13 protein-coding genes and 1 pseudogene are annotated in these 13010 nt (G+C 32.9%); 3 read left to right on the top strand and 11 right to left on the bottom strand.

What is annotated here, in order from left to right:
- Positions 1 to 102: 102 nt before the first annotated feature.
- The 3 genes from lepA to gpr all read right to left on the bottom strand — a co-directional run bounded on the left by lepA (position 103) and on the right by gpr (position 3508).
- Complete coding sequence (lepA, locus tag AN960_RS14495; protein ID WP_056472831.1) at positions 103 to 1923, bottom strand: translation elongation factor 4; 1821 nt, start codon at positions 1921 to 1923, stop codon at positions 103 to 105.
- Positions 1924 to 2032: 109 nt separating this feature from the next.
- On the bottom strand, positions 2033 to 2383 hold the full coding sequence (locus AN960_RS14490; RefSeq protein WP_056472826.1) for a DUF3679 domain-containing protein: 351 nt from the start codon (positions 2381 to 2383) through the stop codon (positions 2033 to 2035).
- Between the two features lie 24 nt (positions 2384 to 2407).
- Complete coding sequence (gene gpr / locus AN960_RS14485; protein ID WP_056472823.1) at positions 2408 to 3508, bottom strand: GPR endopeptidase; 1101 nt, start codon at positions 3506 to 3508, stop codon at positions 2408 to 2410.
- A 219-nt stretch (positions 3509 to 3727) separates the two neighbouring features.
- Here gpr and rpsT point away from each other — a divergent pair, with 219 nt between their 5' ends.
- Positions 3728 to 3994 (top strand): 30S ribosomal protein S20, encoded by a 267-nt coding sequence (rpsT, locus tag AN960_RS14480; protein ID WP_056472820.1) that lies wholly within the window; start codon positions 3728 to 3730, stop codon positions 3992 to 3994.
- A 321-nt stretch (positions 3995 to 4315) separates the two neighbouring features.
- Here the strand turns inward: rpsT and tnpB are convergent, their stop codons facing one another.
- The 3 genes and pseudogenes from tnpB to holA all read right to left on the bottom strand — a co-directional run bounded on the left by tnpB (position 4316) and on the right by holA (position 6955).
- On the bottom strand, positions 4316 to 5449 hold the full coding sequence (gene tnpB, locus AN960_RS14475; protein WP_056472818.1) for an IS200/IS605 family element RNA-guided endonuclease TnpB: 1134 nt from the start codon (positions 5447 to 5449) through the stop codon (positions 4316 to 4318).
- Positions 5450 to 5483: 34 nt separating this feature from the next.
- Positions 5484 to 5564 (bottom strand): annotated as a pseudogene (locus tag AN960_RS24080) (IS200/IS605 family transposase); the annotation flags it as partial.
- A 386-nt stretch (positions 5565 to 5950) separates the two neighbouring features.
- Positions 5951 to 6955 (bottom strand): DNA polymerase III subunit delta, encoded by a 1005-nt coding sequence (holA, locus tag AN960_RS14470; protein ID WP_056472815.1) that lies wholly within the window; start codon positions 6953 to 6955, stop codon positions 5951 to 5953.
- Between the two features lie 209 nt (positions 6956 to 7164).
- On the opposite strand from holA, the gene AN960_RS24075 reads away from it, so the two are divergent.
- Complete coding sequence (locus tag AN960_RS24075; protein WP_082459515.1) at positions 7165 to 7299, top strand: YqzM family protein; 135 nt, start codon at positions 7165 to 7167, stop codon at positions 7297 to 7299.
- Positions 7300 to 7338: 39 nt separating this feature from the next.
- Here the strand turns inward: AN960_RS24075 and AN960_RS14465 are convergent, their stop codons facing one another.
- Together AN960_RS14465 and AN960_RS14460 are read right to left on the bottom strand one after the other, a co-directional pair.
- Complete coding sequence (locus AN960_RS14465) at positions 7339 to 9678, bottom strand: DNA internalization-related competence protein ComEC/Rec2 (protein ID WP_056472811.1); 2340 nt, start codon at positions 9676 to 9678, stop codon at positions 7339 to 7341.
- A gap of 5 nt (positions 9679 to 9683) precedes the next feature.
- Positions 9684 to 10301, bottom strand: coding sequence for a helix-hairpin-helix domain-containing protein (locus AN960_RS14460; RefSeq protein WP_056472809.1), 618 nt, complete (start codon positions 10299 to 10301; stop codon positions 9684 to 9686).
- Between the two features lie 90 nt (positions 10302 to 10391).
- On the opposite strand from AN960_RS14460, the gene comER reads away from it, so the two are divergent.
- The gene (gene comER / locus AN960_RS14455) at positions 10392 to 11207 is read left to right on the top strand and encodes a late competence protein ComER (protein WP_056472807.1); all 816 of its coding nucleotides are present in this window, start codon (positions 10392 to 10394) and stop codon (positions 11205 to 11207) included.
- A 119-nt stretch (positions 11208 to 11326) separates the two neighbouring features.
- Here comER and AN960_RS14450 read toward each other — a convergent pair whose 3' ends face one another.
- From AN960_RS14450 to yqeK, 3 genes are read right to left on the bottom strand one after another with little or no spacing between them, the layout of a single operon-like run.
- Entirely contained in the window at positions 11327 to 12070 is a 744-nt protein-coding gene (locus AN960_RS14450) for a class I SAM-dependent DNA methyltransferase (protein WP_056472804.1), read from the bottom strand.
- Positions 12067 to 12423: a ribosome silencing factor gene (gene rsfS / locus AN960_RS14445; RefSeq protein WP_056472801.1), complete on the bottom strand. Its 357-nt coding sequence runs from the start codon at positions 12421 to 12423 to the stop codon at positions 12067 to 12069. The genes AN960_RS14450 and rsfS overlap by 4 nt, the downstream gene beginning before the upstream one ends.
- A 5-nt stretch (positions 12424 to 12428) precedes the next feature.
- Positions 12429 to 13004, bottom strand: coding sequence for a bis(5'-nucleosyl)-tetraphosphatase (symmetrical) YqeK (gene yqeK / locus AN960_RS14440; protein WP_056472798.1), 576 nt, complete (start codon positions 13002 to 13004; stop codon positions 12429 to 12431).
- Positions 13005 to 13010: the final 6 nt, after the last annotated feature.

Genomic DNA, 13010 nt, shown 5'->3' with positions numbered 1-13010 from the left:
TGAAAAATTATCAATTTAACATTAAAAAAGCCACCGCAAATAAATTACGGTGGCCTCTCTAGATAATCATCAATTCTATAATCGATGAATTCCTATTGATTATTAATCATCCATACGTAAAACAGCCATGAATGCCTCTTGTGGAACCTCTACAGATCCAACAGCTTTCATTCGCTTTTTACCTTCTTTTTGCTTATCTAATAGCTTACGTTTACGAGAGATATCCCCACCGTAACATTTAGCTAATACGTTTTTACCCATTGACTTAATTGTTGAACGAGCAACGATTTTTTGTCCGATTGCCGCTTGAACTGGAACTTCGAACTGTTGTCTTGGAATAAGTTCTTTTAATTTTTCAACGATAATTTTCCCACGGTCATAAGCAGCGTCTTTATGAACGATAAATGATAGAGCATCTACTTGTTCACCGTTTAATAAAATATCCATTTTCACAAGTTTAGAAACTTTGTAACCAATTAGTTCATAGTCAAATGATGCATAGCCTTTTGTACTTGATTTTAATTGATCAAAGAAATCATAAACAATTTCAGATAATGGAATTTCATAAGTTAATGTTACACGGTTAGCATCTAAATATTGCATATCGATAAAGTTACCGCGTTTCTTTTGGCAAAGCTCCATGATTGCTCCAACAAAGTCATTTGGAACCATGATTTTTGCTTTTACGTAAGGCTCTTCCACTCGATCAATTGATTGAGGATCTGGCATATGAGCAGGGTTATCAACGATAATCATTTCGTCTTTTGTTGTATAAACATTATAAATAACACTTGGTGCTGTTGTAATTAAATCAATTTTGAATTCACGTTCAATACGCTCTTGAATGATTTCCATGTGTAATAATCCTAAAAATCCACAACGGAAACCAAAACCTAAAGCTTGTGAAGTTTCTGCTTCAAATTGTAAAGCTGCGTCATTTAATTGAAGCTTTTCAAGTGCATCACGTAAATCATTATATTTAGAAGTATCAATTGGATATAATCCACAGAATACCATTGGATTTAATTTACGATAACCTGGTAGAGGCTCAGTTGCTGGATTCTCAGCAAGGGTAATTGTATCCCCAACGCGAGTATCTCCAACATTTTTAATAGAAGCTGTTAAGAAACCTACGTCACCTACAGTTAATTCGTCTCTTTGTGTAGTGCGTGGTGTGAATACTCCAGCTTCAACTACTTCGAATTCTTTACCTGTAGCCATCATTCTAATTTTTTGCCCAACTTTTACAGTACCTTCTACGATACGAATATAAGCTACAACACCACGGTATGGATCAAATAATGAATCAAAAATAAGTGCTTTTAAAGGTGCATCTGGATCGCCTGTTGGTGCTGGTACTTTTTCTACGACTTGTTCTAGAATTTCTTCTATTCCGATTCCTGCTTTAGCAGATGCTAATACCGCTTCTGAAGCATCTAATCCAATTACTTCTTCAACTTCTTGTCTTACACGTTCAGGCTCAGCACTTGGTAAGTCAATCTTATTAATAACTGGTAAGATTTCTAAATCATTGTCTAAAGCTAAATATACGTTGGCTAATGTTTGTGCTTCGATACCTTGTGCAGCATCAACTACAAGAATTGCGCCTTCACACGCTGCTAAACTACGTGAAACTTCATAAGTGAAGTCGACATGTCCAGGTGTATCGATTAAATGAAGAATATATTCTTCACCATTTTTAGCTTTATATTGTAACTGCACAGCATTTAATTTAATGGTAATTCCACGTTCACGCTCTAAATCCATTGAGTCTAATAGCTGAGACTTCATCTCACGCTGAGTTAGTGCATTTGTTTTCTCAAGAATTCTATCTGCTAATGTAGATTTTCCATGGTCAATGTGTGCGATGATTGAAAAGTTTCTAATTCTCTTTTGTCTTTCTGATCTTGACTCTTTGTTCATTTCATCACTCCTAAATTTCTCGACAGCATAGATAGTTTTGATTATATCAAAAAAATAGGGAAATATTCAATCTCTATTAGCAGTATATGTCGAATGAAGTTTAGAAGGTCTAATTAAAGCTATCAATAATAGAAGGAATTTTTTCAACAATCTTAACCCCTTTTTCAGTTACATACGTAACAAAATGGGATAGTCCTTTACCAACAACTGTAAAATAATTAAATGCCCCTAATCTTTCTAAATGATCTTCTCTAATTGCTAGTCCTTCTTTCGTGTAATCTTTTCCAAAAAGTACTGGACCAGCTTTCCCATCTTCTTTTGAGATTTTTACTACATCATCTACATGATAGTAATCAGTCGAAGTAACTTTACTTATTCCGTCTTTCGCAATTTGCATACAAGTAATGATAGTTATAGAAAAAATGATGATTAGCGTAAAATACCGAACCATATATTTCATTTGTTTCTCCTCACTTACGAAATATTAATGAGTATATGAGCCAATATTATCTTGATTAATTTTAGAATGCAGTGCAGCGTTCATACCGCCAGCAATAATATTTGCCATATCTTCAATAAATGTATCCACTTCTTTTGGTGTAACCATTAAGTTATGACCTAGTGGTGACAATACCTCATGAATCAGTTTTCGTTTTTCATTCTCTTCTAGCGTTCCTACAATCCCCATAAATGCCATTCGTTCCTTTTCACTAGGCATATCTTCGTCGGTATACTTTTTCTTTTCTCCAAATGCCATTCCAGAAGGGATTAGCGCTTTAGCAGGCTTGTCTCCCTCTTTTATTTCTCGTCCAAAATGTTTTAAAATGAAGTCAATTGTATCACTTGTAATAGCAACAGCATCAACAACGGTTGGAACGCCTATAGCAATTACCGGAATACCTAGTGTTTCCTTACTTAATTCCTTACGTTTATTTCCTATTCCAGAGCCTGGATGAATGCCATTATCTGTAATTTGGATAGTTGTATTAACTCGCTCAATGGATCTAGCTGCAAGTGCATCGATCGCAATGACAAAATCAGGTTTTACTTTATCAATGACACCCGATATAATATCGCTCGTTTCAATACCAGTAATTCCCATTACACCAGGAGATAAAGCACAAACTGGACGATAACCATCTTGTACACTTTCAGGCTGTAATTCAAAAAGATGCTTTGTAACAACTAAATTTTCAACAACCATTGGACCAAGTGCATCTGGTGTCACATTCCAATTACCTAAGCCGACGACTAAGCAAGTTTGATCTTCCGTAATTCCTAAATTTTTTAAGAAAGCAGAAAACTCGTTTGCAAAAACCTTTTCAACTTTTTCTTGAAGGTCAGTATCTTGTTCACGAATACCTTGAACTTGAAGTGTTAAATAATTCCCTGGCTTTTTACCGATTCTTTCAGATGCCGATTCTTTAATATGAACATGAGAAATACTTACACCATCTGCTTCACGTTCTTTAACGATTACGCCGGTAATTTCTTCCTTTGTCTGTTCACGCTCCTCGAGCATCTCTTTTGCCTCTACTGCTAAATCTGTTCGAACACTATATTGACTTAAATCCAACTCACTCATTTATCTAGCCTCCACAATACTCATCGAAATTTAACAATTCTCTTCTTAACTAGTTTAGCTAGATGTTACCAATTCTAAACGAATTGTTTATTTTTCTTTTGAAAAGGCGAAAATAGCTTTATGAATTCTATTGCCAAATGGGACTTGTTTTGATAAAATAAGTTTTGTTCTATTTGTATTCGAGGCAAATTTCTCGACTGCATTCGGGAGGTGAAAGGTATGCCAAATATTAAATCAGCTATTAAACGTGTAAAAACAGCTGAAGCTCATCGTGCTCACAACGCATCTCTAAAATCAGAAATGCGTACTGCAGTGAAAACTGTTGAAGCTTTAGTTACTAATAACGAAACTGAAAAAGCGCAAGAAGCTTTATTAACTGCTTCTAAAAAATTAGACAAAGCTGTTAACAGCAATCTAATCCACAAAAACGCTGCTTCACGTCAAAAGTCTCGTTTAGCTAAAAAAGTTAACGCTATGAACGCGTAATGAATTAAATGGTGTCTCATCTGAGACACCATTTTTTCGTGCAATAAAGTTTTTCAACTAGACGTTTTTTAAATACATATTTGCATTCGAACCAATATGTTAGATTAAATAAGTTTATTACATTCTTCAATCATAAACTCCACATAGTCAATCGCATCTTTTCTTCTTGTTTGAACTACTCACCACTTAATACCCTTACAGGTTGTTTGAAGTGGGAGATTCTTGGGAACTGAGAATACTTGCTAGTGTTATTTCTTTGCCAGCAGAGGTTTCTCTTATTTACCAAGCTATCCCCGTAGATTCCTACGGTTCTATGATTATTTATGCCAAAGCCAATGCTCGTAAGCCTTCAGCTAGAATATTTTTACTGGCATTTATGTCTCTATCGTGATGTTGATGGCAAATTGGACAAGTCCATTCCCTGATTGCAAGAGATTTCTTGCAATCTTGGTGCCCACAATCAGAACATATTTGGCTGGATGGAAACCATTTACTTACTTTCATGATTGTTTTACCATACCATTTAGCTTTGTATTCTAATTTAGATACAAATGCAGACCATGATACATCAGAAATCGATTTGGCTAATTTGTGATTACGTAACATTCCTTTCGTATTCAGGTTTTCGATACAGATTTGATCGTGATTTTTGATTATTTCTGTACTCAACTTGTTAAGGAAATCATCACGTTGATTCATCACTCTTTCGTGTAATCTAGCGACTTTTCGTTTTTGTTTCTGATAGTTTTTTGCATCTAAAAGGTTAATCCCATTCTGTTTAGCAAGTAACGCACGTCTTGAAAGTTTTCGCTGTTCACGTTTTAGTTTCTTTTCCATTTTGGTAGTAAATTTATTGTTGTCAATTTTGCGACCGTCAGAAAAAATGGCAAAATCAGTGATGCCTAAGTCGATACCAATCGATGATTCAGCTTTCTCGAGTGGTATTACGTCTACTTCTGCAAGAATGGATACAAAGTATTTACCACTTGGAGTTCGTCTAACGGTCGCATTTAAAACACGACCATGTACTTCTCGACTTTTAGCAAAGCGAACAAGACCAAGTTTAGGAAGTTTCATTTTGTTTCCGACAACTGCAATATTTCCGTTTGTTTCTTTTGTTGTATAGGATTGAACTTGATTCTTTTTAGACTTAAAGCGAGGTGCTTTATTCTGCTTTTTGAAGAATCGTGAATACGAATCTGCGAGGTTTTTCAGTGAGGATTGAAGAGCAATACTGTCAACTTCTTTGAGCCATACTAATTCTTTTTTCAACTTTGTTAATTCAGCAGAACAAGAATTGTACGTTAATCCTTTGCCGGTTTCTTTGTATGAGTCGTTCCAGTGTCCTAAAAAGTGATTGAATACAAAACGACTACATCCAATCGTTTTGGCGATTAGTGTTTCCTGTTCTTTAGTTGGATAGATACGGAATTTATATGCTTTATTGACTAGCATTGTTTTCACCTCACTTCATTCCTTGATTTTTAATTTATTTCTTAACTACATTGATGGGAGAACCACCAGTAGTTAGTAAGCAGAAACTTCTTGACCAAAACATTTCTTCCAATAGCTCTTTTCTAATTCATTAAGTTTTGAAGCAGACAATAAAAAAGCCTTTAGACATGCCGCCTAACCGATATTCATCTCCCACCTATTACCGGTGTAATCACACCTTCACGTAATTGAGGAAGGAGTCTTCTGTCGGATAATGATAAAGATAAAAAGAATCAATTAAATTTGGTAATTTCAAATCAAAATAATGAAAGTATGTATCTAATTCACTGTTTATTTCTTTAGGTATTTCCTTCCACTGACCCATCTCCCAAATACCACTTATTGGTAAACTTTCACAATTACACCATTATAAGTAATTGTATAAGTAGTAGACTGAAATTTATAGCCTTTTTATATCAAAAAATGGCAGTCCAATTTATTGCATCCGGACTGCCATTTGATTTATTTATTTAATTGAAGAATTAACATTTCAAGGATCATAACCTTATCTCCTTGACCAGTCTTCATTTTATAATCAACTTCAGCAATTAATCGTGTTGCTTCTTTTAATTCACTTGCCTGAAAGTTATTCGCTTGCTTTTGTCCATAAAACACTCTTCCTGGAGATACGCCAACTGCAGAAGCGATTTGATTATTTGAGTACCCACTACTTGATAATTGTTTTATTCCGTACAATAATCTAAACTGGCTAGCTAACAATGCAACTATTTTAATCGGTTCTTCACCTATAAATAACAATTCATGAAGAATTTTAAGCGCATCAGTTGTCTGTCTTACTGCTGTTTTTTCAATAAGAGAAAAAACGTTTTGTTCAATGGTTTTTGCTACCATCATTTCCACAAGTTCAGCATCAACTTCGCCTTCATCACCGATAAACAATTGAAGCTTCTCACATTCAAGTTTTAATATCGATAAATTATTTCCAACGAGTAGTTTTAATTTTTCAATTGCTTCTTTAGTAATCGTTACATTCCCAGTGAACCGCTCTTTAATCCAGCCGTCTAAATTGCTCGTTTCAACAGGATGACACTCAACTAGCTCTACTTGTTTTTTTAACGCTTTTGTTACTTTTTTTCGCTCGTCCAATTTTTCAAAAGGAGCAACAAAAACAACAGTAGTAAAAGGTGCAGGATTTTCAATATAATCAAATAATGGTTCTATATCTTGTACAATTTTTTCTTTTTGAGCTGTTAAAAACAAACATGATTTTATGATGATGACTTTGTTGCCGCCAAAAAAGGACGGTGTTTGAGCATCCTCAAGAGCTTCACTTAAATAAGCCTCTTTTAAATCATATGTTTGATAGTTAAAATCATCAATTTCTCCTTGTAAAGCTGCTTTCACGATTAAGTTTTCCGCTTCTTGAAGTAAAAAATCTTCAGTACCTACCAATAAATACATTGGTGACACATTCTTTTTCAATTTTTTATGTAAATCATTAATCATGTTTTGCTCCTCTACACTAATTTTCTTAGTATAGTATAACATGTCCTACATGAGAAGGAAGAGATTAGTAAATACTAATCTCTAATTTATATTAACGTTTTAAATAAAGACCCGGTTTCTTCATTTAAAACGGTATAACTAAAACAAACATACTATGGATTTTTTAGTTATATTGATTTATACTAAAATTGAATTAGGAGGGGTTATTTGTGAATACTTTTGAAAAAAATGTTCAAAGCAAACGTAATGATTCAACAGATTCTGGCGTTGGCTTTGCTGTTTCATTTGGTTTCTTCGCAATTCTATTTATCATCGCAACAGTTGTGGAGTATGTTACGAGATAATACATAGGATCAAATGATTGGACTGCCTCGGCAGTCTTTTTAATTTCCTTCTTGGTTTCTGTTATTTGTTTTACGATATGCTTTAAATGTATAAATGGTACCTTGTCCTCTTTTAAATTCATAAGTTATTGCACCAAGTTCATCAGTACGTAAGATTTTTACATTGTACTTTTTTAATCGATTAAGTACTTCTTTTGTTGGGTGACCATATCTATTTTTTTCCCCAACGGAAATAATGCCAATTTTAGGCATAACTGCTTTAATAAATTGTTCAGAAGTAGATGTTTTGCTTCCATGATGCCCTATTTTCAAAACATCAGCCTTTAAATCATGATACATAGAGATCAGTCGATTTTCTCCATTTTCATCTAAATCACCTGAAAACATCCAATCCTTCCCACCTATGTGTGCCCTTAGAACAATTGACCCTTCATTTTCCTCACCTACATAATCTTTGATTGGCGAAACAACTTGAAAATAATTCGGACCGATTTTCCACCCCATACCTTCGCTTATTTTTTTAATCTCGACTCCCTTTTTTATGGCTATATTAATTCTTTCTTTTTCTGCTGAACTAAAATTCGCCTTGTCTCCTACAATTAATTGTTTTACATGAAATGATTGTAGTACTTCCTTTCCGCCTCCAATATGATCAATGTCACCATGTGTAAATATTAATTTATCTATTTTACTAATTCCTTCTCCTTTTAAAATTGGAATCAATAAATCATTGCCTGTTGAAAATGGTTTTTTTCGCTTCATCCACGTTTCTTCTTTTATAGTTAACTTACCTCCCGTATCAATTACATAATTCCCTTTATTAAAAGGCAATTTTATAAGAATACAGTCACCTTGACCAACATCAATAAACATAATCTTTCCAACTGGGTTAATAGAGGGATAAAATAAATGCCCGCTTATAAGAATAAAAAATCCAATCAGGCAATTATTAAACAACTTCTTCCATTTCTCACTTTCCATAAAGAATAAAATTAAAAATATTAATGCTATATACAAAAGTAGAATTCCTTTGGATGGATGTATAAAAATCAGCTTAATAAACGGTAGTTGCATGCAAATATACAGTAATTGATCTGACAAGTTAATAAAGTATGTTAACAGTAATGTTAACTGTTCGCTTATTTCTAAATTAATAAAACTTAAACTAAAACAAAAAATACATAGTGGCATAATAATAAAACTAATATAAGGAATAAAAAGTAAGTTAATTATTATACTGTATGGTGATAATTCGTGAAAATTAAAAAGTAATATTGGGATTGACACTAGTTGAGTAATACCCGATGTATAAAGAGCCCTTGCATACCAGGATTTGTAATTTAAAATTTGTTCAGACGTTAAAACAAGTACAAAACTTGTTACAAAGGAAAATTGAAATCCAATATCATCTAAATAATTTGGTTTTGCAAATAACATGATTATACAAGAAATGAATAATAGCGAAGTAATGTCAACTTTCATTTTTGCTAACTTGTAGAAACAAACTAGAACACCTATAATAACTGCCCTGACAACTGATGCTGAAGCACCTGCTAGAAATCCATACGATATAATACACAAAATTGTTATAAATAAGCTTGTTTCTTTCGTTAAGCCAATTCTAATTAATAAAAAATAGATGACAAGACTCAACAAACTAATATGAGAACCACTAATCGCAAGTAAATGTACAATTCCCACTATTTGATATTGAGATTCGGTGATTGCATTCATCTTTGATCGGTCCCCAAAAAGGAGCGCATTAATATAACCTTCTGTATTGGAATCAAAATTCATCTCAACATATTTAATTAAGCCATGTCGGCTATAATTTATTGATTGAAGGATGGTTCGATTTCCATTTTCACAATCCTCAAAACTATTTGGATTTGCAGTAATTATCCAGTGAATTCCTTGATTTAATAAATACTTCTTATAATTAAATAAGTATGGGTTTGAATTTTCTAAAGGCAATGAAACTTCACCTTTGACTTCACATATTTCACCTATTTTTCTTTTTTGAAAAACTTTTAATTGTTCTTTTGTATTAGCAAAACTATTTAATAAGATTTCTTGGTTTTGGAGTTTAAATGTAAATGAAACTTTATTACCATCTATTATTGGAGTAGAAGTGATCTCACCACGGACATTTTGCGAGGGCTTTGGTTGAGGGGAATTCACCTTATTGTTTTGTAGATAACATATACCAGACGTAAAGCATAGCGAAATAATACAAATTAATAAAAGTAGCCATTTTTTCTTTCCGACTAAAAAAATCATTAAAATGAGAAATATTAAGATAAAGAATAAATTATAGCTCTTAAAAAAGATGATTGTAATTATTTGTACAAAAACAATATAAGCCAGATAAATACTCATTTATTTTAGCGTATGACAATAAACTGAGTCATTTTTCCAAGGGATTTTTTGCCGATTCCATTGACAGATTCTAATTGTTCTACGGAAGTAAATGGTCCGTTCTCATCAATATAATCTAAAATATTTTTTGCTTTTGCTGGACCAACACCCGGTATTTTTTCCAAATCTGCCTGTGATGCATGGTTTATATCGATCATCTCATTTTGTTTGGTTTCATCCCCTCTTTTAGTAATAATCGTTTGATCGGTTTCTTCTCCAATGAACGGTACATAAATGACCATCTCATCAAATATTTTTTCGGCTAAATTAACCTTATTAACATCAGCTTTTTCTTTAAATCCACCCGCCAATTTAATCACGTCAAAAACTCGTTCTCCTTCGTTACATTGGATTACACCTGGTTTTTGTATTGCACCTTTTACATCAACCATAAATACTTTTGAAATCACTGGCATCTTAACTTCTTTTTTCTGATCATCGTTCTTCTTTACTATTTCTTCTTCAAGTGGTTTTTTCGCAAAAACCACCTCATTTTTACGCTCAGTTTGATAAAAATTTACAACTAAAATACCAACAATTACGAGAGTAATCCAAACTAGTTTATTATGAATTAACTTTTTCATTATTAGTCCTCCATTTTAACTTATATCATTATTTTCGACCTTGCTTCATATAGTGTAGGAGAGAATGTATGCAAAGGAAGGGATGTACTCATGAACGTAGGAATCATAGGTACAGGAAATATGGGCACTATATTGCTCAATGGATTTATAAAATCAAATGCCGTGAAGCCCTCCGAATTAACTGTTACAAACCGCTCAATGTATAAAGCTTATGAGCTAAAAAATATATATCCTGATTTAAATGTTGTTGAGACTGCTAAAGAAGTAATTACCGCTTCTGATATTGTATTGGTGTGTGTAAAACCTTTAGAAATTCAGCCACTTTTATCATCTTTACAAAAGCATTTCACTAAAAAACATTGCGTTATATCGATCACTAGTCCGATTAATGTTGAACAATTAGAAGCGATATTACCTTGTCAGATTGCACGCGTTATTCCAAGCATTACGAATCAAGCATTGAGTGGAGTAACTTTAGTTAATTTCGGGAATAGGTGCACGGCCAAAAGTAAGGAACAAATAATCGAACTTTTTTCGAACATTTCTAAACCTGTCATGATTACAGAAGATATCACAAGAGTTTCATCGGATATCGCAAGCTGTGGACCCGCATTTTTTAGTTACTTACTTCAAAAATTTATCGATGCAGCTGTTTGTCAAACTTCAATTTCAAAAGAGCAAGCAACGATTTTAGCAGAAGAAATGATTATTGGCTTTGGTAAACTAATTGAACAAAAACATTTTACGCTTGAAACACTTCAAGAAAAGGTATGTGTAAAAGGCGGAATTACTGGAGAAGGTATTAAAGTTTTAGAAGCACGAGTAGGAGATTTATTCGAAGAAATTTTTGAGAAAACACATGATAAGTTTGATAAGGAAATTGAGCGTGTAAAAGAACAATTTTGATTAATTTAAAAATGATTATACCGCTTTAATCCATTCGTTACAAAAATACAAAATTCAATTTTGCAGGTCTAATAAAGTAAAAAACCCTTTAAGAAAAGGAATTTTCTTAAAGGGTTTTTTTATTTTTTCATTGCTATAAAAAAGATTCGTTCAGAAGCATCATCTACAGCTTCATCGAAATCTGCTATGATTTCCTTCACTTCAAATCCAGTTTGATTTAATAATGATTTATACGTATTGATCGGAAATGTTCTTTGATTGTGATATTCCTCGAAGCGTTCATATAAATCACGATTTTCATCTTTCATAAAGAAAACTAAATCATGTTCAACACTTAATGGATGTTCCCCTTGCGTACAAGACCAGACTAAGCTTAACTCTGCATCATCAATAAAAAATGTCTCTTCACCAAAGATTTCTTCAATTTTATAAGGAGAATGTACATCAAATAAAAATAAACCATTATCTTTTAAGCTTTCATTTACTTTTATAAAGGTTTGTTTTACTTGATCTTCTGTTTCTAAATAATTAAGTGAATCACAGAAAATTGTTACACAATCTAATTGATCAAAACCTTCTAATTCCATCATGTTTTGTTGAAAAAAAGGTATATTAACTTTTTCCTGTTCTGCTTTTGCCATTGCGACACTTAACATTTCCTCAGATAAATCTACCCCGCTAATTGAATAGTTCAATTTAGCCAATAAGATGGGTAATGTACCAGTTCCACATCCTATATCTAATATTGAAGGCTGAAGCACTTCATATTTTTGAAATACATTTTTTAGGAATTGAACCCATCTTTCATAAGGGACATCATTCATTAATTGATCATACAAATACGCGAAGCGATTGTATGTCATGAAAGAAGCTCTCCGTAAACATCAAGAGAAGGTGCATCTCCCCATAGTTTTTCTAAGTTGTAATAGTTTCTTTCGTCACGATGGAAAACATGAACGACAACGTCACCGATGTCTACTAATACCCAACGAGCTTCGTCAAATCCTTCTAAACGTTTAACATCTTTACCATTTTGTTGAGCTTGATCTTTTACTTCTCTTGCAATAGCTTGAACTTGCTTATCCGAATTACCGTGACAAATAATGAAATAATCTGCAATTGCAGAGATTCCTTTCATATCTAATACGACTAAATCCTCAGCTTTTTTATCATCAGCAGCATTTACAGCTAGCATCATTAATTCTTTTTCATTCATTCTTTTTATTCCCCCTGGCTTTTAACTTGCTTTAATATTGAGTTATATGTTTTAACCGTTAATGGGTAGACTGTTTGTTCTTTATCAATCAAAAATGTAATTGTATTTTTTAATGCAAATAATAAAGCTCGATCTAAATCTTGATCCGCTAATTCACGAGCTTCCTCTACACCTGGAAAATTACGATTAGGTTCAATATAATCTGCTACATAAATTACTTTATCTAATAAAGTCATCTCTTTATGACCACTTGTATGATATGTGATTGCTTGTAAAATCTCTTTATCATCAATCCCATATTCATGTTCAGTAAGAAATGCACCAACAGGAGCATGCCATAATTCTTTATTATACTTTAAAAGCTTTAATGAAAGTTTATTTTCTTCCATGATCGATTCTAACTCTTTTATCGGCATACATTTTGCGACATCATGGAAAATTGCAGCTAATTCTGCTTTTTTTACATCCGCACCGTACTTCTCGGCAAGTCTAACTGCAGTTTCCATTACACCGATAGTATGTGTAAAACGCCCGTTTGTTAGTTTTTCTTTTACAAGTGAAAGTGCTTTTTGTTTATCCATTAATCC

This window comes from Bacillus sp. FJAT-25509, from assembly GCF_001420605.1.
Classification (GTDB): Bacteria; Bacillota; Bacilli; order Bacillales; family Bacillaceae_G; genus Gottfriedia.
The sequence above is the reverse complement of the archived record's forward strand: the minus strand, read 5'-3'. Positions and strand labels throughout refer to the sequence as shown.

What these genes read in the sequence shown, in the direction of transcription:
- lepA (WP_056472831.1), bottom strand. Translation starts at nt 1,923, where the DNA reads ATGAACAAAGAGTCAAGATCAGAAAGACAAAAGAGAATTAGAAACTTT.
- AN960_RS14490 (WP_056472826.1), bottom strand. Translation starts at nt 2,383, where the DNA reads ATGAAATATATGGTTCGGTATTTTACGCTAATCATCATTTTTTCTATA.
- gpr (WP_056472823.1), bottom strand. Translation starts at nt 3,508, where the DNA reads ATGAGTGAGTTGGATTTAAGTCAATATAGTGTTCGAACAGATTTAGCA.
- rpsT (WP_056472820.1), top strand. Translation starts at nt 3,728, where the DNA reads ATGCCAAATATTAAATCAGCTATTAAACGTGTAAAAACAGCTGAAGCT.
- tnpB (WP_056472818.1), bottom strand. Translation starts at nt 5,449, where the DNA reads ATGCTAGTCAATAAAGCATATAAATTCCGTATCTATCCAACTAAAGAA.
- holA (WP_056472815.1), bottom strand. Translation starts at nt 6,955, where the DNA reads ATGATTAATGATTTACATAAAAAATTGAAAAAGAATGTGTCACCAATG.
- AN960_RS14465 (WP_056472811.1), bottom strand. Translation starts at nt 9,678, where the DNA reads ATGAGTATTTATCTGGCTTATATTGTTTTTGTACAAATAATTACAATC.
- AN960_RS14460 (WP_056472809.1), bottom strand. Translation starts at nt 10,301, where the DNA reads ATGAAAAAGTTAATTCATAATAAACTAGTTTGGATTACTCTCGTAATT.
- comER (WP_056472807.1), top strand. Translation starts at nt 10,392, where the DNA reads ATGAACGTAGGAATCATAGGTACAGGAAATATGGGCACTATATTGCTC.
- AN960_RS14450 (WP_056472804.1), bottom strand. Translation starts at nt 12,070, where the DNA reads ATGACATACAATCGCTTCGCGTATTTGTATGATCAATTAATGAATGAT.
- rsfS (WP_056472801.1), bottom strand. Translation starts at nt 12,423, where the DNA reads ATGAATGAAAAAGAATTAATGATGCTAGCTGTAAATGCTGCTGATGAT.
- yqeK (WP_056472798.1), bottom strand. Translation starts at nt 13,004, where the DNA reads ATGGATAAACAAAAAGCACTTTCACTTGTAAAAGAAAAACTAACAAAC.